At 36.7% G+C, this 19457-nt stretch carries 19 protein-coding genes; 13 read left to right on the plus strand and 6 right to left on the minus strand.

The genetic code is table 11. The features are described 5' to 3' along the window. Nucleotides 1-22 precede the first annotated feature (22 nt). Entirely contained in the window at nucleotides 23-1051 is a 1029-nt protein-coding gene (locus tag ACULEU_RS02505) for a rod shape-determining protein (RefSeq protein WP_121312631.1), read from the minus strand. A 54-nt stretch (nucleotides 1052-1105) separates the two neighbouring features. Further along, nucleotides 1106-2632 carry a bifunctional phosphoribosylaminoimidazolecarboxamide formyltransferase/IMP cyclohydrolase gene (purH, locus tag ACULEU_RS02510; protein ID WP_445453881.1) on the minus strand — a complete coding sequence of 509 codons (1527 nt, stop codon included), beginning with the start codon at nucleotides 2630-2632 and terminating at the stop codon, nucleotides 1106-1108. Between the two features lie 198 nt (nucleotides 2633-2830). Here purH and ACULEU_RS02515 point away from each other — a divergent pair, with 198 nt between their 5' ends. Then, complete coding sequence (locus tag ACULEU_RS02515; RefSeq protein ID WP_445453882.1) at nucleotides 2831-4084, plus strand: ABC transporter permease; 1254 nt, start codon at nucleotides 2831-2833, stop codon at nucleotides 4082-4084. A 49-nt stretch (nucleotides 4085-4133) separates the two neighbouring features. On the opposite strand, the gene ACULEU_RS02520 is transcribed toward ACULEU_RS02515, so the two are convergent. Both ACULEU_RS02520 and nadE read right to left on the minus strand, forming a co-directional pair. Continuing rightward, nucleotides 4134-4763: a LuxR C-terminal-related transcriptional regulator gene (locus ACULEU_RS02520; RefSeq protein WP_445453883.1), complete on the minus strand. Its 630-nt coding sequence runs from the start codon at nucleotides 4761-4763 to the stop codon at nucleotides 4134-4136. 75 nt (nucleotides 4764-4838) lie between these two features. Beyond that, complete coding sequence (gene nadE, locus ACULEU_RS02525) at nucleotides 4839-5651, minus strand: NAD(+) synthase (protein ID WP_445453884.1); 813 nt, start codon at nucleotides 5649-5651, stop codon at nucleotides 4839-4841. 100 nt (nucleotides 5652-5751) lie between these two features. On the opposite strand from nadE, the gene gldB reads away from it, so the two are divergent. Together gldB and gldC are read left to right on the plus strand one after the other, a co-directional pair. Further along, nucleotides 5752-6717, plus strand: coding sequence for a gliding motility lipoprotein GldB (gene gldB / locus ACULEU_RS02530; RefSeq protein WP_445453885.1), 966 nt, complete (start codon nucleotides 5752-5754; stop codon nucleotides 6715-6717). Then, complete coding sequence (gldC, locus tag ACULEU_RS02535) at nucleotides 6710-7042, plus strand: gliding motility protein GldC (protein ID WP_445453886.1); 333 nt, start codon at nucleotides 6710-6712, stop codon at nucleotides 7040-7042. Before gldB ends, gldC begins: the two co-directional genes overlap by 8 nt. 6 nt (nucleotides 7043-7048) lie before the next feature. Here the strand turns inward: gldC and yihA are convergent, their stop codons facing one another. Both yihA and ACULEU_RS02545 read right to left on the minus strand, forming a co-directional pair. Further along, a complete protein-coding gene (gene yihA, locus ACULEU_RS02540) occupies nucleotides 7049-7669 on the minus strand; it encodes a ribosome biogenesis GTP-binding protein YihA/YsxC (RefSeq protein ID WP_445453887.1) in 621 nt (206 codons plus the stop codon). A 37-nt stretch (nucleotides 7670-7706) separates the two neighbouring features. Beyond that, a complete protein-coding gene (locus tag ACULEU_RS02545; RefSeq protein WP_445453888.1) occupies nucleotides 7707-8471 on the minus strand; it encodes an alpha/beta fold hydrolase in 765 nt (254 codons plus the stop codon). A gap of 382 nt (nucleotides 8472-8853) precedes the next feature. Between ACULEU_RS02545 and mraZ the strand changes: the two genes are divergently transcribed. The 10 genes from mraZ to murG are packed head-to-tail and all read left to right on the plus strand — an operon-like array spanning nucleotide 8854 to nucleotide 19448. Continuing rightward, nucleotides 8854-9327 carry a division/cell wall cluster transcriptional repressor MraZ gene (gene mraZ, locus ACULEU_RS02550; protein ID WP_445454882.1) on the plus strand — a complete coding sequence of 158 codons (474 nt, stop codon included), beginning with the start codon at nucleotides 8854-8856 and terminating at the stop codon, nucleotides 9325-9327. Beyond that, nucleotides 9314-10210, plus strand: coding sequence for a 16S rRNA (cytosine(1402)-N(4))-methyltransferase RsmH (rsmH, locus tag ACULEU_RS02555; RefSeq protein WP_445453889.1), 897 nt, complete (start codon nucleotides 9314-9316; stop codon nucleotides 10208-10210). Before mraZ ends, rsmH begins: the two co-directional genes overlap by 14 nt. A gap of 39 nt (nucleotides 10211-10249) precedes the next feature. Next, entirely contained in the window at nucleotides 10250-10597 is a 348-nt protein-coding gene (locus tag ACULEU_RS02560) for an FtsL-like putative cell division protein (RefSeq protein ID WP_445453890.1), read from the plus strand. After that, nucleotides 10588-12597 carry a penicillin-binding protein gene (locus ACULEU_RS02565; RefSeq protein WP_445453891.1) on the plus strand — a complete coding sequence of 670 codons (2010 nt, stop codon included), beginning with the start codon at nucleotides 10588-10590 and terminating at the stop codon, nucleotides 12595-12597. The genes ACULEU_RS02560 and ACULEU_RS02565 overlap by 10 nt, the downstream gene beginning before the upstream one ends. Continuing rightward, a complete protein-coding gene (locus ACULEU_RS02570) occupies nucleotides 12594-14057 on the plus strand; it encodes a UDP-N-acetylmuramoyl-L-alanyl-D-glutamate--2,6-diaminopimelate ligase (RefSeq protein WP_445453892.1) in 1464 nt (487 codons plus the stop codon). Before ACULEU_RS02565 ends, ACULEU_RS02570 begins: the two co-directional genes overlap by 4 nt. Before the next feature lie 5 nt (nucleotides 14058-14062). Continuing rightward, nucleotides 14063-15289, plus strand: coding sequence for a phospho-N-acetylmuramoyl-pentapeptide-transferase (gene mraY, locus ACULEU_RS02575; RefSeq protein WP_445453893.1), 1227 nt, complete (start codon nucleotides 14063-14065; stop codon nucleotides 15287-15289). Beyond that, nucleotides 15289-16623, plus strand: a complete 1335-nt coding sequence (gene murD / locus ACULEU_RS02580) for a UDP-N-acetylmuramoyl-L-alanine--D-glutamate ligase (protein ID WP_445453894.1) — start codon at nucleotides 15289-15291, stop codon at nucleotides 16621-16623. Before mraY ends, murD begins: the two co-directional genes overlap by 1 nt. Nucleotides 16624-16652: 29 nt before the next feature. Further along, nucleotides 16653-17015 (plus strand): four helix bundle protein, encoded by a 363-nt coding sequence (locus ACULEU_RS02585; protein WP_445453895.1) that lies wholly within the window; start codon nucleotides 16653-16655, stop codon nucleotides 17013-17015. Nucleotides 17016-17053: 38 nt separating this feature from the next. Then, on the plus strand, nucleotides 17054-18343 hold the full coding sequence (locus tag ACULEU_RS02590) for an FtsW/RodA/SpoVE family cell cycle protein (protein WP_445453896.1): 1290 nt from the start codon (nucleotides 17054-17056) through the stop codon (nucleotides 18341-18343). Between the two features lies 1 nt (nucleotide 18344). Continuing rightward, entirely contained in the window at nucleotides 18345-19448 is a 1104-nt protein-coding gene (gene murG / locus ACULEU_RS02595; protein WP_445453897.1) for an undecaprenyldiphospho-muramoylpentapeptide beta-N-acetylglucosaminyltransferase, read from the plus strand. The last annotated feature ends 9 nt before the right edge of the window (nucleotides 19449-19457 follow it).

Raw genomic sequence — 19457 nt, forward strand, 5'->3', positions numbered from 1 at the left:
AAATAATTAGTCTTACAGGCTATTATTTAATTAAAATACTTCTGAATTTAGGAATATTTTTAAGCGCCATTCCAGTTCCACGAACTACTGCTCTTAATGGGTCTTCGGCGATGTAAACCGGTAAATCTGTTTTTTGAGAAATACGTTTGTCCAACCCTCTCAACATAGAACCTCCTCCAGCAAGATAAATACCAGTGTTGTAAATGTCAGCAGCTAATTCTGGTGGCGTTTGCGATAAGGTTTCCATAATTGCGTCTTCGATACGTTGAATAGATTTATCTAAAGCTTTGGCAATTTCTCTGTAAGATACTTCAACTTGTTTTGGTTTTCCAGTCAATAAGTCACGTCCTTGTACCGACATATCATCTGGTGGCGTTTCTAAATCATCAGTAGCAGCACCAATAGTAATCTTGATTTTTTCGGCAGTACTTTCACCCACAAATAAATTGTGCTGAGTTCTCATGTAGTAAACGATGTCATTCGTGAAAACGTCACCGGCAATTTTAACCGATTTGTCACAAACAATACCGCCCAAAGCGATTACTGCGATTTCTGTTGTTCCACCACCAATATCAACGATCATATTTCCTTTTGGTTGCATGATATCGATGCCAATACCGATAGCTGCTGCCATTGGTTCGTGAATTAAGTATACTTCTTTTCCGTTAACGCGTTCACAACTTTCTTTTACCGCACGCATCTCTACTTCGGTAATTCCAGATGGAATACACACTACCATACGAAGTGCCGGTGTAAACATTTTTTTCTTTAAGGCCGGAATACTTTTGATGAACATCGAAATCATTTTTTCGGACGCATCAAAGTCGGCTATTACCCCGTCCTTCAAAGGACGTATGGTTTTTATGTTTTCATGGGTTTTCCCCTGCATCATGTTGGCTTCTTTTCCAACAGCAATAATTTTCCCCGATATTCGGTCACGAGCAACAATTGATGGGCTATCAATTACAACTTTGTCGTTGTGTATTATCAGAGTGTTTGCGGTACCAAGGTCAATGGCGATATCCTCGGTCATGAAATCAAAAAATCCCATAGGTTTTTTTAGGGTTTAACGTTTATAAAATTTTAACGCACAAAGTTAAACAAATTAATGTTTAAAATGACGTGTTCCTGTAAATACCATCGCAACTTTATTTTCGTTGCAAAAATTAATACTCAGTTCGTCTTTTATCGAACCTCCAGGCTGAATAACAGCAGTTATTCCAACATTATGAGCCATTTCAACACAGTCGGGAAAAGGGAAAAAGGCATCACTGGCCATGACAGCACCTTTCAAATCAAAACCAAAAGCTTGGGCTTTTTCAATGGCTTGTTTTAAGGCATCAACTCGGGATGTTTGTCCTGTTCCTGATGCTATTAATGTACCGTTTTTTGCAAAGACAATCGTGTTGGATTTGGTGTTTTTACAAACTTTAGAAGCAAATAATAAATCGGCTATTTCTTGTTGGTTTGGAGCTGTTTCGGTAACTACTTTTAAATCTGTTTCAGAGTCGGTTATGTTGTTTCTATCTTGGACTAACAATCCATTTAAACAAGTACGAACTTGACTGTTTGGCAACTCTACTTCATGCTGAACCAAAATAATTCTGTTTTTCTTTTCAGATAAAACGGCTATAGCTTCCTCGTCAAAACTTGGTGCAATGACCACCTCACAAAAAAGAGCATTTATTTCATTAGCTGTTGTGATATCGATTTTACCGTTAGCAATTAAAACCCCACCAAAAGCTGAAGTAGGATCGCATGCCAAAGCAGTTATGTACGCGTCTTTCATTGTGCTTCTAGTAGCTAATCCACAGGCATTGTTGTGTTTTAAAATGGCAAACGTTGGTTCGTTGTTTTTGAATTCAGCAATAAGGTTAACCGCAGCATCAACATCCAATAAATTGTTATAGGATAATTCTTTACCGTGTAATTTGGTAAACATCTTGTCAAATTCACCAAAGAAGAATCCTTTCTGATGCGGATTTTCACCGTATCTCAGTATTTGCCCTTCCGAAATGCTAGTTTTGAAATATGTATCCTCATCATTAAAATAATTGAAAATAGTGGTATCGTAATGTGAAGAGACATGGAAAGCTTTGGTAGCCAAAAGTTTTCTTTGTTCCAATGAAGTTTCGCCGTTTTGTGTTGAAATATAATCAAGCAACTGCGAATATTCATTCACCGAAGCCACAATTACGGTATCTTTAAAATTTTTTGCAGCAGCACGGATAAGAGAAATACCACCAATATCAATTTTCTCGATAATATCAGCTTCACTCGCCCCGGAAGCTACTGTTTTTTCAAAAGGGTACAAATCAACAATAACCAAATCAATTTGCGGAATTTCAAATTCTTTCATTTGTGCCACGTCGGTTGGATTGTCCTGACGATTTAAAATACCACCAAATATTTTTGGATGCAATGTTTTTACTCTTCCACCCAAAATTTCAGGAAAAGAAGTTACTTCTTCAACAGGAACTACAGGAATTCCCAAGTTAGTAATAAATTCCTCTGTTCCGCCAGTCGAATAAATAATGACGTTTTGTTCGTTTAGTTTACGAACTATCGGCTCCAAACCGTCTTTTGAAAAGACAGAAATCAGTGCCGATTTAATGGTTTTTGCAGTAGTCATGTTGTGTGTGTTGAGAATGCCATTTGGCAGTTAGATTTAAGCGAACAAAAGTAGTTCATTGCGAGGAACGAAGCAATCCGGTTTCTCAACTTTTTTGTAACTTTTTTTTATTTTTTCACACCTATAAGCTAATCTATAAAAAAGTAGTGATTTTCATTATTTTTATTGAAATTTACCAAGTCAACTAAATTAGCCAACATGTTACTCTACCTCAGACTCCTTAAAGAAAGTTTTGCTTTGGCAATGAATGCGCTGCGCAACAATAAATTGAGAACGATGTTGTCGTTACTTGGTGTTACTATTGGTATTTTTTCAATTATAGCCGTTTTGGCGGCTGTCGATTCACTTGACAGAAAAATCAAAGCTGATTTGAGTACGCTTGACAAAAACACGATTTATTTGACCCAAGAATCCTTTGGACCAAGTGATATTCCGCGTTGGAAGCGAGAACAATTTCCGAATGTAACCTTTGAAGAATATCAGGTTTTAAAGGCAACTTTGTCAAATGTGGAAAACACATGCTTTCAGTATTTTACTAACAGTCAGAATATCAAATACGAATCGAAAACAGTATCCAATGTAAATATGGTACCTGTAACTTCTGAATTTGTAGATATTCAACGTATGGAATTTGACAAAGGTAGGTTTTTTAATGAGTCAGAATCCAACTCAGGAAGACAGGTTGTGGTTTTGGGTTATGATATTGCAGAACAGCTTTTTGAAAATGCAGAGCCTCTTGGAAAAACAGTTCGCATGTATGGTCAAAGGTTTACGGTTATTGGCGTTACTAAAAAGAAAGGTTCTTCTATGGATATTGGAGGTGGAGATGACACATCAGCTTTCTTTCCGTCTGGTTTTCTAAGAAGTATTTATGGGGATAATAATGATAATGTTTTACCGGTTATCGTAATAAAACCAGAGAAAAATATTGACATGAGTGAACTGAAAAGTGAAATTTCACAGAAGTTAAGAAATATGAGAGGTGTAAAACAAGGCGATGTCGATAATTTCTTTATCAATGTGCTTTCAGGTTTTACAGATATGATAGACGGTATCATTTCAATGATGAAGACGATAGGTTGGATTATCAGTTGCTTTTCGCTTTTAGTGGGTGGATTTGGAATAGCCAACATTATGTTTGTCTCTGTAAAAGAGAGAACTAACTTGATTGGGATTCAAAAATCGTTAGGTGCTAAGAATAAATTCATTCTTTTTCAATTCCTTTTTGAAGCGGTTATTCTTTGTATAATCGGAGGTTTAGTCGGAATGGTTCTCGTTTGGATTACGGCTTTAATTTTATCAAATTTATTGGATTTTGAATTTGTTCTTGGATTAGGAAATGTAATTCTGGGAACAAGTTTGGCCGCTATGATTGGGTTGATTTCGGGAATACTTCCAGCTATTTCTGCATCACGGTTAGATCCAGTAGAGGCGATAAGAAGTGGAATGTAAAAACACAAGCATAGTTTAAAATAAAAATCCCGCTTCAAGCGGGATTTTTTTAAACGATTTCTAACGTTTTTGCTTTGTTAACTAAATCAACCAGATTGGTAACGTTTAACTTAGTCAAAAGACGAAGTTTGTAAGTACTGATGGTTTTCTCGTTAAGTGCTAAAATCTTGGCGATTTCGTTGTTTTTCTTTCCATCACTCAAAAAGCGAAGGACTTCGATTTCTCGGTTAGAAAGTTTGCGATACAAACGTTCAGATTTGTTTTGTTTAGCAATAAGTGCTAAGTTTTTCTTGATTTCTTCATTTAGGATAATTTGCCCTTGGTTTACTTTGACAATAGCTATACCTAAATTTTCAAGTTTTGATGTCTTATGAACATAACCTGCACATCCCGCTTTTATAGCATTAGGAGCATAGATATGTTCTGACATACTGCTAAAAATGACAACTTTTGTTTTTGGAAAGTTTTTGATAATGGATTTGATTTCATAAATACTTTTTAATCCGTCAAGTTCTAAATCAATGACTAAGACATCAATTTCTTTATTTCTTAGGGCATCTGGAACCATAAAAAAACTTCCTACGTTTGAAACAACATTTATTTCAGGATGATCCTTAAAGTAAGCCTTCATTCCAAAGTGCACAACTGGAAAGTTATCGGCAACACATAAATTTATCATAATTGTGGTATTTGATAAAAATTAATACAAATTTATTGTAAAGTTAAAAATATATATTTAAAAAATTAACAAATCCTAATCTTTTTTGTAGTCATCTGGGATAACACATATCGGAATTGGATTCATTTTATGTTGGTTTATTGTATTTAATTTCTTGTAAATTTCAAAGACTGTTTTTTCTCTTTCTGTAAAATTTTCAACCTGATTATTTTTTTCAGATGCAAGCATCGCCCATTCTAATTCATCATAACTCGCACCGATTTGCTCTTCATCTGTTCGAGAATCTCCAAATAAGCCATCGGTTGGTGCTGCTTTTTGGATTGATTTCGGAATGTCTAAATATGTGGCTAAAGCATATACATCACTTTTCATCAAATCGGCAATCGGACTCAAATCTACGCCACCATCACCATATTTTGTAAAAAATCCTACACCAAAATCCTCTACTTTGTTTCCAGTTCCAGCTACCAAGAGTCCGTGAATACCAGCGAAATAATATAACGTCATCATGCGCATTCTTGCTCTGGTATTGGCCAACGATAAGTCTAGCTTAATCGAATTGTCTGTTTCTGGGACCACATTTCTGAAAGTTTCAAAAACAGTAGTCAAATCTGCTTCTCCATTTTTTACATTAGGAAAGCGTTTTTTTAATTGTTCAATATGCTCTCTACCGCGACTTACCTGAGTACTGTCCTGATGAATTGGCATTTCAATGCACAAGGTAGTTAAACCGGTTTGTGCACATAATGTTGATGTGACAGCCGAATCAATTCCGCCAGAAATTCCGACAACAAATCCGTTCATCTTTGCCTTTTGGGCATACTCCTTCAACCATGTAACAATATAGGTGTTCACTTCCCCTACCTTAATAGTACTTTTTTTTGCCATTTGTTATGAATTTTTTTAGAAACTGGAATGTATATTTGCAAAAGTAAAAAAAATCATGGGCTTCCTGTCTTGGTTTTCACCATTAAATTCTTTTTAAAAAATGAAAAAAATCTTAGTTGTCTTTTTAATGCTAATTAGCTTTATTTCATGCGATAAAAAATCTAAGGTTGAAAAGGCTGTTGAAGAAATTCCGCTTTCGCTTAAAGTATATCGATTTGAAAAAGATTTTTTCGAAACACCACCCAATGAGTTATTCAATTTAAAAGCGGAGTATCCTTTTTTCTTTCCCGACGGAGTTTCTGATAGTGTTTGGATCTCCAAAATGAAAGATCCTTTGTGGAGAGAACTGTACAAAGAAGTTGAAAAAAAGTATTCCAATTTTGACAAGCAAACTGCAGAAATTGAAGATTTGTTTAAGCATATAAAATTTTATTTTCCTAATGCTACAATGCCGAAAGTGTATACCGTAATTGCCGAAGTGGATCATAACACTAAGGCGATTTACGCAAATGATAAGCTGATTGTTGCACTGGAACTTTATCTTGGTAAAGACCATAAGTTTTATGACAAGGCGAAATACATTGAGCAAAACTTCGAAGAAAGACAAATGATGCCTGATATTGTGACGAGTTTCTCATTAGGTAAAATTCCACCTCCTAAAGAAAACACGTTGTTGGAGGAAATGATATATTATGGAAAGCAGCTTTATTTAAAGGATGAATTACTTCCTAATCACAATGATGCCGAAAAAATAGGGTATTTACCAGAACAGATTACATGGTGTGAAGAGAACGAAAGCTATATTTGGCGTTATTTTATTGAAAAAGAATTGTTGTATAGCACCGATTCAAAACTGCCTAACCGTTTTATCAACATAGCACCATTTTCAAAGTTTTATTTGGAGATTGATAACGATTCACCGGGAAGAGTAGGACAGTGGATTGGATGGCAAATGGTTCGTTCCTTTATGAAGAATAACGAGGTTTCCTTACAGGATATGCTCAAAATGGATGCTAAAACATTATTTGAAAAATCAAAATACAAACCCAAAAAGACCGATGAGTAAAACCCTTACTTCCGAAATAAAAATTGCAGTTACATTAGACGTAAACCGAGTTCCCGAAAAATTAATGTGGTCCGCACAAGATGGTGGTATTGAGCTTGAGGAAGCCAAGGCCATGATGCTTTCTGTGTGGGATAGTAAAGTTCAGGAGACGCTTCGAATTGATTTATGGACAAAAGACATGCCTGTTGACGAAATGAAAAAGTTCTTCCATCAAACTTTAGTCGCTATGGCAGATACCTTTCAACGTGCTACTCAGGATGATAAAATGTCGAATACTATGAAAGATTTCTGCGATTATTTTGCTGAGAAAATGGAGTTGAAGTAATACATTCTAGAACTGATTTAAGTCCTTAAAAACCTCTTCGTTTACACCGTCAATAAAGCCTAAAACAGCTTCTCTTCCTGTAGTCTCCGTTGCAGAAGTTACGAAGTGTTGCGGCATTTCTTCCCAATTATTGGCTAAAAGTGCTTTTCGGTAAGCGGCAATGTGTGAATCGATTTTACCTTTACTGATTTTATCGGCTTTGGTAAAAATAATACAAAAAGGAACTTCAATTTCTCCAAGATAATTGATGAACTCCAAGTCAATTTTCTGAGCCTCTAATCGAATGTCGATTAAAACAAAAGCGCAAACTAATTGTTCTCTTTTTTCAAAATAATCAGTTATAAATTGCTGAAAAACCTCTTTTGTTTTTTTGGAAACACGTGCGTAACCATACCCCGGTAAATCAACCAAAAACCAATTGGAATTGATTTTGAAGTGATTGATAAGTTGCGTTTTTCCTGGCTTCCCTGATGTTTTCGCCAAATTCTTATGATTGGTCAACATGTTGATTAAAGAGGACTTTCCAACATTAGAGCGACCAATAAAAGCATATTCAGGCAAACGTTCCAGCGGACATTTGCTTACATCAGAATTGCTGATTATAAATTCGGCGGTATTGATTTTCATAGTTGTAAAAAAATAAAAGCCCTTGACGGACTTTAGTTTATAAGTGCACTTCTTTCAACCATTCATCCAGTAAACGGTTAAATTCATCAGGATGCTCCATCATAGCGGCGTGTCCGCATTTGTCAATCCAGTATAACGAAGAGTTTGGCATTAGTTTATTAAACTCTTCAGCAACTTCAGGTGGTGTTACCTGGTCATTTTTACCCCAAATAAGACAGGTTTTTACATGCATTTTTGGCAAATCTTTTGCCATGTTATGACGAATGGCGCTTTTAGCAATCGTTAGTGTTTTTATAACCTTGATTCGGTCATTTACGACGGCAAAAACTTCATCAACAATTTCTTTAGAGGCAATGGCGGGATCGTAAAAAACCGCTTCTGCTTTTTTCTTAATATACTCATAATCGCCGCGTTTAGGATAACTGTCTCCCATCGCACTTTCATACAGTCCAGAACTACCCGTTAGTACCAATCCGGCCACTTTTTCAGGATACATTTTTGAATGGTATAAGGCAATGTGTCCTCCTAGCGAATTCCCTAGCAGAATTACGCGGTCGAATCCTTTAAATGTGATAAAATCTTTTACATATTTTGCAAAAGCTTTTACGTTGGTTTTCAGTATGTTTTGAGTGTATATAGGGAGTTCTGGAATGATAACTTTATAGCCTCTTGTTGAAAAATAATTGGCAACACCGTTAAAATTACTTAATCCACCCATCAATCCGTGAAGAACCACTATTGGCGTGCCTTCTCCAACTTCAAAATAGGAATATCTACCCTCTTTTTTATGTTTTCCTTCCATGTGCTATTCTGACTTTTACCTCGGCAACAAATATATGATTTTATAGATTAAAACGCATTTATATATTGATTATTTACTGCTGAAATTGTGTATTTCATGATGTCTGCCAGAAGTTTCTTTTGCCTAAAATTCTTTTGAAATAGTAAAAGTTATAACAACAAATTTTTGATGTTAAAGATATTCTTAGTCAATCTTTTAACCACTCATCTTTTTACTTCTAATCGATAAGGTAAGCGTCCTCCGAAAATTACAAGCATATGATTTTCTTATGTTTTTCATCAAAATAGGAATGAAGTGGCAAAACTTATTAACAAAGTGGTATTTTGTGGTAAAATGTGGTAATATATTTTATATTTTTGCTGATAACGAAAACAAAACCAACGTGAATAGCATCATCGGGACATACGAATGCAAGGTTGACACCAAAGGAAGATTGATGATTCCTTCGGCGTTGAAGAAGCAACTTGCGCCTTCTCTTCAGGACGGCTTTGTCTTGAAACGTTCCGTTTTTCAGCCTTGTTTAGAATTGTATCCGATGACCGAATGGAATCTGATGATGCAAAAAATCAACAAGTTGAATCGCTTTGTAAAAAAGAATAATGATTTCATACGTCGATTTACCGCCGGTGTAAAAGTGGTAGAGGTTGATGATTTAGGAAGGCTTTTAATTCCAAAGGATTTGGTGGTATTTAGTAAAATCACAAAAGACATTGTGTTGTCTTCGGCTGTGAATATTGTGGAGATTTGGGATAAAGAGTTGTATGAAAAATCAATTGCCGGAGATGATATCGATTTTGCAGATCTAGCCGAAGATGTAATGGGAAATATTGAAGATGATGGAAATGGAATATCATAACCCGGTTTTACTAAAGGAAACTGTAGACGGACTAAATATCAAGCCTGATGGAATTTATGTGGATGTAACCTTTGGTGGTGGTGGACACTCCAAAGAGATCCTAAAACGATTAGGGCCAAACGGAAAGTTATTCGGATTTGATCAAGATGAAGATGCACAGGCGAATGCGTTGCTAGACGAAAGATTTGTATTGATTCCCGAAAACTTTAGATACATAAAACGGTTTTTAAGATTTCATGGCGTGAAAAGTGTAGATGGAATTCTGGCAGATTTGGGTGTTTCATCGCATCAATTTGATGTTCCTGAAAGAGGTTTTTCTACTCGTTTTGATGCGGAACTCGATATGAGAATGAGCAAAAAAAACGAATTGGATGCGTACAAAGTGGTTAATGAATATGATGAAGCCAATTTGAAAAGAGTGTTTTTGGATTATGGCGAATTAAAAGCCGCTCCAGCCATCGCCAGAACAATTATAGAGGCTAGAGATAAAAAAGACATAAGCACTACAGACGAATTAAAAATGGTGTTGTCAAAGTATTTGCCGGAACAGTTTAAAAATAAAATTCTGGCGCAAATTTATCAGGCGATCCGAATTGAAGTGAATCAGGAAATGGATGTTTTGAAAGAGTTTTTAGAGCAATCTCTTGAAGTACTGAATCCTGAAGGAAGATTAAGCGTGATATCCTATCATTCTTTAGAAGATCGATTGGTAAAAAGGTTTCTAAAAAACGGAATGTTTGAAGGCGAACCGGAACGCGACTTTTTCGGAAATTTTTCGGTTCCGTTCAAAAGTATCGAAAAGTTAATCGTTCCAAACGATGCAGAAATTAAAGTAAACAACAGGGCAAGAAGTGCAAAATTGCGTGTAGCCGAAAAAAAGTAAATGCAGAAAGTTATTGCTTAAAGCTTACAGCTAAAAAAAATGAAAAAAGGAGTTTACAGCATATTAAAAGCTCGGTTTTTGGTCAATGAAGATGCTACAAGGAATTGGCGTTTCATAGTATTCTTATTTCTGTTAGCGCTTTTGATGATTGCCAATACACATCGATTTGAACAAAAGGTGTTTCGCATAACAGAAATGACCAATGAAGTGAAAGAACTGCGCTCTGAGTTCGTTGATAAGCGCTCCGAATTAATGAAATTAAAAATGGAATCGACCGTTTCAGAGAAAATGGAAGTGCGAAAAATTTTCCCATCGTCGGTTCCGCCACAAAAGATAAAAGTTAAACAACCAGCAGAAAAAAGTTTCTTTCAAAAACTATGGCAGTAGAAGATAAACATATCTCTTACCGAATTTATTTAGTTGCGTTCTGCATCTTCATAATGACTGTAGCAATCATATTCAAACTGACCAAAATTCAATGGTCTGAAGGTGATTATTACAGAAAGTTAGCGAAAGAAAGAACCGTGAGAAACTTTGTCATTCCGGCCAATAAAGGAAACATCTATTCTGCTGACGGTAGTCTTTTAGCAACGTCTATTCCAAATTATAACATCCGATTTGATGCCATCGCTCCGAAAGCAGAATCCTTCGATAAAAATGTAAAGCCTTTAGCCGATTCTCTAGCAAAAATGTTAGGCAAACCAAGTTCTTTTTATCACACACAATTAAGAATGGCTCGTGCCAATAAGAACAGGTATTTATTAATTGCCCGTGATTTAAGTTATACGGAATACATTAAAATAAAAGGATTTCCCTTGTTTAATCTAGGAGCTAATAAAGGCGGAATGATTACCGAACAAGAAACGGTTCGGGAACATCCGATTGGAAAAATTGCAGAGAGAACCATAGGTTATGACCGCATTGATGAAAACGGAATCCGCGTTGGAAAAGGAATTGAATGGTCTTTCAGAAAGTACTTGAACGGAAAAGACGGTAAAGTCTTAAAACAAAAAATAGCAAAAGGGCAATGGAAACCTATTCGTGATGTCAACGAGGTAGATCCTCAAGATGGCTATGATGTGGTGTCCACCATCGATGTTTATATTCAGGATATTGCCCACCATGCTTTGTTAAAACAGCTAAAAGAATTTAAAGCAGAACATGGTTGTGTGGTTGTGATGGAAACTAAAACCGGAAAGGTGAAGGCTATTTCCAATTTAGGCAAACTAAATCCAAATGACAGTACCTATATCGAAACTCAAAATTACGCTATAGCGGAGTCGCATGAACCAGGTTCTACTTTCAAATTAGTAGACATGATTGCTTTATTAGATGATAATAAAGTAGACACCAGTAAAGTCTATGATACTTATGGTGGAATAGTGACTTACGGTAAAGATAAAGTTAGAGATTCTCACGAAGGAGGTTATGGAAGAATCTCTTTGTCTAAAGGTTTTGAAGTTTCTTCAAATACTGTTATGGCTCAGGCGATTCACGAAAACTACAAAAACAACCCAAAGGAGTTCATCGATAGAATTTCAAGAATGGGATTAGACAAGCCTCTTGGGTTGCCGTTTCAGGGAGAAGGAAAGCCTATTGTACACAAGCCAGGAGAAAAGGGTTGGAATGGCAATATGCTCCCTTGGATGGCATTTGGTTATAGTGTGGCGATGACGCCACTTCAAACGTTAGCATTATATAATGCTGTTGCCAACAATGGTGAAATGGTGAAGCCACAGTTTGTTTCTGAAATTAAAGAATGGAATAAAGTCATCAAAAAATACGATAAGGAAATTATCAATCCTAAAATCTGTTCCGATGAAACCATTAAAAAACTAAAAGCAGTTTTACAAAATGTGGTAAAAAGAGGTACAGGTTCTAAGCTCTATTCTAAAGATTTTTCTATGGCAGGGAAAACCGGAACTGCTCAAGCTAATTACGGCAAAAATAGCGGGAACGACAAACATTATATTTCTTCTTTCGTGGGATTCTTTCCTGCCGAAAATCCTAAATATTCCTGCATAGTGGTGGTTCACAAACCGAATACTTCGGGCAATAATTATTATGGTGCCGATGTTGCCGGACCTGTTTTTAAACGAATAGCCCAAAAGATTTTCACCGATTCGCCATCCACGAACGAAATCAAAAATCTGAACAGAAAAATCAAAAAACAGGAAGTGGCTTATGATGATTATTTTATCAAATCGTCTTCCGAAAAGAAAGTTATTCCCAATCTAAAAGGAATGAGCGGTATGGATGCCGTAGCTCTTTTAGAGAATTTAAAGCTGAAAGTTAAAGTTATTGGTGTCGGAAAAGTAAAAAAACAATCCATTCCGGCCGGAGCGTCTCTAGATAAAAACAAAACCATTATACTCGAATTATCGTGATTATTTTAAAAGACATATTATATAAAGTAGGTATCGAAGCGGTAAAAGGTTCGACTGAAATGCCTATTCATAAAATTGAATTTGACTCACGAAAAGTTCAAGAAAATGACGTGTTTGTTGCCATCCGAGGAACAATTTCTGATGGTCATGATTTTATCGAAAAGGCAATAAATCTTGGAGCTGTAGCAATCGTTTGCGATACGTTGCCCGAAATTATTGTGTCTGGCATTACTTATATTCAAGTAAAAGACACCAATACAGCCTTAGCATTTTTGGCGGCAAATTATTACGGTAATCCATCACAACATCTGAAACTTGTCGGAATCACTGGAACTAATGGTAAAACAACCATAGCTTCTTTATTGTACCAATTATTTCAAAAAGCAGGTTATAAAGTAGGCTTATTGTCAACCGTAAAGATAATGGTGGATGATACAGAATACAAAGCAACCCATACTACCCCAGATTCACTGACCATCAATTATTATTTGGCCAAAATGTACGATGCTGGTGTCGACTATTGCTTCATGGAAGTGAGCTCGCATGGAATTCATCAAAAGCGTACCGAAGCGCTGCATTTCGAAGGTGGTGTTTTTACCAATCTGTCTCACGATCACCTAGATTATCATCCCACTTTTGCAGAATACCGCGATGTAAAAAAATCTTTTTTCGACCATTTGTCTAAATCGGCTTTTGCATTAACCAATATTGATGACAAAAATGGACTAGTGATGATTCAAAATACCGCAGCCAAAAAACTGACGTATGCTTTAAAATCCTATGCTGATTACAAAGCACAAATTCTGGAAAATCAATTATCAGGCTTGTTGTTGAAGATAAACGAGAGCGAAGTTTGGGTTAGATTGATAGGTACTTTCAATGCCTATAATTTACTGGCAATTTTTGGAACTGCCGTTGAATTAGGGTTGGATAAACTAGAAGCACTCCGATTATTATCGGAGCTGGAAAGTGTTTCCGGTCGTTTCCAATTCATTATCTCTGACGCCAAAATCACAGCCATTGTCGATTATGCACACACGCCGGATGCTTTGGAGAATGTATTAAAAACAATCAACGACATCCGAACCAATAACGAAAAATTAATCACAGTGGTAGGTTGTGGTGGCGACCGCGATAAGACCAAAAGGCCTGTTATGGCGAACATTGCTACAACATTGAGCAACCAAGTTATCATTACATCAGACAATCCTAGGTCAGAAGACCCGATAGATATTATTGCCGATATGGAAGCTGGTGTTGAGGTACAAAATCAAAGAAAAACATTGTCCATTGTCGATAGAAAACAAGCCATTAAAACCGCTTGTCAATTAGCGGGACCGAATGACATCATTCTGATTGCCGGAAAAGGACACGAGACCTATCAAGAAATTAATGGTGTACGCCATGATTTTGATGATATGAAAATAGTAACAGAACTTTTAGAACAGCTAAACAAATAACAGATATGCTATATTATTTATTTGAATACCTCGACAAAACCATGGATATTCCCGGAGCAGGAGTGTTTCAGTATATCACTTTTCGTTCAGCTTTGGCTTTAATCCTGTCACTGATGATTTCCACTATTTACGGAAAAAAAATCATCACATTCTTAAGAAATCAGCAGGTTGGCGAAACCGTTAGAGAACTTGGATTAGAAGGCCAAACGCAAAAAGCAGGAACGCCAACGATGGGTGGACTGATTATTATTGTGGCGACTTTGATTCCGGTTTTGTTATTAACCAAATTGAATAATATTTACATCATCTTGTTAGTGATGACGACCCTTTGGATGGGAACTATCGGATTTATTGATGATTACATCAAAATCTTTAAAAAAGACAAACAAGGGCTAAAAGGGATTTTCAAAGTAATTGGTCAGGTTGGATTGGGCTTAATCGTAGGTTCGGTTTTGTATTTCAATCCGAGTGTAACCGTTCGAGAAAGAGCCACTACACCCATAACCTTCAATCAGACAGAAACGGTAGTAAGTCAACAACCAGCCGAAATCAAGGCGACTACGACCACCATTCCGTTTACGAAAAACAACGAATTGGACTATGCCAAAATTATCGAGTGGACAGGCGATGGTTACGAGAACTGGGCGTGGTTGGTCTTTATCCCGATTGTAATTTTCATCATCACTGCGGTTTCTAACGGCGCCAATCTAACCGATGGTATCGATGGCTTAGCCGCCGGAACGTCTGCCATTTCCGTTTTGGCACTCGGAATCTTCACTTTCGTTTCGGGGAACGTGATTTTGTCTAATTATTTGAACATCATGTACATTCCGAATTCCGGTGAAATGACGGTTTTTATTGCCGCATTCGTAGGGGCATTAATCGGATTTCTTTGGTATAATTCCTTTCCGGCTACAGTATTTATGGGTGATACCGGAAGTTTGACTATTGGTGGCATCATAGCCGTATTGGCAATTTCGGTTCGAAAAGAAATGTTATTGCCAGTCTTGTGCGCCATCTTTTTTGCAGAAAATTTATCCGTAATACTTCAGGTTTCTTATTTCAAATACACTAAAAAGCGATTTGGCGAAGGAAGACGAATCTTTCTGATGTCGCCTTTACATCATCATTATCAAAAGAAAGGCTATCATGAAAGTAAGATTGTTACCCGTTTTTGGATTGTTGCGATATTGTTAGCCATAGTTTCCATTGTGACTTTAAAATTGAGATAATGCAAAGATTAGTAGTATTAGGAGGTGGCGAAAGTGGTGTAGGAACGGCCATTTTGGGGAAGAAGCAAGGATACGAAGTTTTTGTTTCTGACTTCGGAAGGATAAAAGACAATTATAGAGAAGTTCTTAAACAGTATGAAATACAATGGGAAGACGAAACCCATACTGAAGCACTAATTCTGAATGCCGATATAGTGATGAAAAGCCCTGGTATTCCAGAAAAAGCTCCGATGGTAAAAAAGCTTTTGGAAAAAGGGATTCCGGTGATATCCGAAATTGAGTTTGCTGCGCCGTTTACTACTGCGAAAACCATCGGAATAACAGGAAGCAACGGAAAAACGACAACAACAATGCTGACCTACCATTTGCTGAAAGAAGGCGGATTGAACGTAGGATTAGGAGGCAATATCGGTAAAAGTTTCGCCTGGCAGGTTGCAGAGGAAACGTATGATTGTTATGTATTGGAGTTAAGCAGTTTTCAGTTAGATGGGAACATTCATTACAGACCGGACATCGCCATCATAACCAATATTAGTCCTGACCATTTAGACCGATACGAGTATAAATATGAAAATTATATCGCATCAAAATTTAGAATAACCATGAACCAAACTGAGAATGATTTTCTCATTTACGACGCCGATGATATAGCCATCACAGCTTGGTTCAAAACAAACAAAACAAAAGCCCAATTAATTCCATTTTCATTGGAAAAAACATTTGAAAACGGAGCCTTTATAAATAACGACATTATGGATATTATTATCAACAACGAGGAATTCGAAATGAAAACCAGCGATATTTCTCTGGAAGGAAAGCACAACATGAAAAATGCTATGGCGGCAACTTCAGTGGCACAACTGATGAAAATCAGAAAGGAAACGATTCGCCAAAGCTTATCTAATTTTCAGGGTGTAGAACATCGTTTGGAAAAAGTACTTAAAATCCAAAATGTGCAGTACATCAATGATAGCAAAGCTACGAATGTGAATGCTACTTTCTTTGCGCTTGACAGCATGACTGTTCCGACCGTTTGGATTGTCGGTGGTGTTGATAAAGGCAACGATTATAATGAAATTATGTCGTTGGTCAGAGAAAAAGTAAAAGCTATTATCTGTCTGGGTGTCGATAATAAAAAAATAATTGATGCGTTCGGAAATGTAGTAGATATGATGGTGGAAGTAGACAATATGCGTGATGCTGTTATTACGGCGAAGCATATTGCCGAAAAAGGTGATGCCGTTTTATTATCACCAGCCTGTGCAAGTTTTGACTTATTCCAGAACTACGAAGACAGAGGCAATCAATTTAAAGCAGCCGTTAAGAATTTATAATATTAGATTTTAGATATCAAATATTAAATATGACAAATGATGAATTAAAATATAGAACGAAACAATTTTCTCTAATGGTTTTAAGCCTTGTTGAGAAATTGCCAAATTCTATTTCATCAAGAGTTGTAGTAAATCAATTAGCTAAAAGCGCTACTTCTGTAGGGACAAATTATAGAGCAGTTTGCAGAGCAAGGAGTGATAAAGAGTTTATTGCTAAGTTAAATATAGTATTAGAAGAAGCTGATGAAACACAATATTGGCTCGAAATTATTGAAGAAATGAAATGGATTAATAAATCAGAATTAGAATTTCTTCTAAAAGAATCAAGTGAATTGGTTGCAATTTTTGTATCAACATTAAAGACAGTAAATAACAGATTAAATAGTAAATAGGAATATCTACTATTTAAAATCTAAAATTTAATATTTCAATGAAAGAACTAGTAAACAGTCTAAAAGGAGATAAAGTCATCTGGGCATTCGTTGCCTTGTTGGCATTATTTTCGTTTATGCCTGTTTTTAGCGCGAGTAGTAATTTAGCCTATATGCGCCACGGTTCTGGAAATGCCTTTACCTACCTGCTTAAACACGCAGCACAGGTTTCTGTTGGCTTTTTTATATTGTATAAGATTCACAAAGTTCCGTATCACTATTTCAAAGCGATATCCAAAATCTTGTTACCTGTCGTTTGGGTATTGTTGATTTATACGTTACTCAAAGGAACCATTATTGACGGAGCCAACGCCAGTCGTTGGATACAGATTCCGTTTATTGGGATTACGTTTCAAACCTCCACATTAGCTTCGATAGTGCTTTATGTTTTTGTGGCTCGATATTTATCGAAAAAGAGAGAGGTACCTATTACTTTCCAAAACTCGCTTTGGGAACTATGGACACCGGTTTTTATCACGCTGATTTTCATTCTTCCAGCCAATTTTTCCACCGCAGCCTTGATATTTTCGATGGTAATCATGCTGGTTTTTATTGGAAAATACCCGCTGAAATATATCGGAATCATCCTCGGAGCCGGCATCATTGGACTGACATTTTTCATTTTAGTAGTCAAGGCGTTTCCCGATGCATTCCCTAACCGTGTTGATACTTGGATTAGCCGTATTGATAATTTTACCAGCGACAAGCCCGATGAAGACGATTACCAAATCGAAAAAGCAAAAATTGCGATAGCAACAGGAGGAATTTACGGACTCGGACCAGGAAAAAGCGTGCAGAAAAACTTCTTACCACAATCTTCATCCGATTTTATCTACGCCATTATTGTGGAAGAATACGGATTGTTTGGCGGACTATGTGTTCTCGGATTATACCTTTTGTTGCTGTTCCGATTCGTAGTAGCCGCACACAAATCCAATTCGCTTTTCGGAAAACTCGTCGTCGTTGGTTTAGGCTTCCCAATCATATTTCAGGCAATGACCAATATGGCCGTTGCGGTCGAATTATTACCGGTAACCGGACAAACATTACCCTTGATAAGTAGTGGTGGAAGTTCTATCTGGATGACGTGTATTGCACTCGGAATTATTTTAAGTGTCACCAAAAAAGAAGAAGAAATAGCCGAGGAATTGGCCGAAAAGCAAAAACGAGAAGACGCTTTACAAAAACTTATTGACAAACAATTACAGGAGGATGAAGCAGCTGAATTGGAAGACTTTTCAATTGTAGATAATGCCAATCCAATGAATGCGGTTTTAAATAAAAAGTAACATGGGAAAACTAAAATTCATATTAAGTGGAGGCGGAACTGGCGGACATATCTATCCGGCCATCGCTATTGCTAACGAATTGAAGTTGCGCTTTCCGGACGCCGAATTTCTTTTTGTAGGCGCCAAAGACAAAATGGAAATGCAAAAAGTGCCGCAATCGGGTTACAAAATAGAAGGGCTTTGGATTGCCGGTTTACAACGAAGGCTGACGATTCAAAATATGATGTTTCCTTTTAAAGTGATGAATAGCCTCTGGAAATCCAGACAGATCCTAAGAGAATTTAAACCCGATGTAGTTATCGGAACTGGTGGTTTTGCCAGTGGCCCTTTATTACAAGCGGCGAATAGTTTAAATATTCCAACGGTTATTCAGGAACAAAATTCTTATCCAGGAATTACCAACAAATTGTTGAGTAAAAAAGCCAATGCGATTTGTGTGGCGTATGAAAATCTAGAGCGATTTTTTCCAAAAGAGAAAATTGTTCTTACCGGAAATCCAGTACGTCAGGACTTGTTGGAAGTAGATTCAAAAAGAAAAGAAGCCCTAAAGCATTTCAATTTGAATCCGTATAAAAAAACACTTTTGGTATTGGGAGGAAGCCTTGGTGCCAGAAGAATAAATCAGTTAATCGAAAAAGAGATTTACAATATTGTTTCCAAAGACCTTCAGATAATTTGGCAATGTGGCAAATTGTATTACCACGACTACAACCATTTTACAGATGGTCAGGTGGTACAAGTGGTTTCCTTTATTGATCGTATGGATTTAGTGTATGCTGCTGCCGATTTTGTGATTTCCAGAGCCGGAGCATCCTCGGTTTCTGAATTGTGTTTGGTGGGAAAACCGGTAATTTTTATTCCGTCTCCCAATGTTTCTGAAGACCATCAAACTAAAAACGCTAAAGCAATAGTAGATAAAAAAGGTGCGATTTTGGTAAAGGAAAACGAACTCGATACCACTTTTGAACCCATTTTCTCGAATTTGGTTTTCAACGAAAATTTACAGCGGGAATTGAGCGAGAATATAAAGAAACTGGCCAAGCCAAATGCTACCAAAGATATTGTTGAACAAATAATAAAATTAGTCGAAAGCCGAAAGTTATAAAGTCAGCTG

Source organism: Flavobacterium sp. 25HG05S-40, assembly GCF_052654735.1.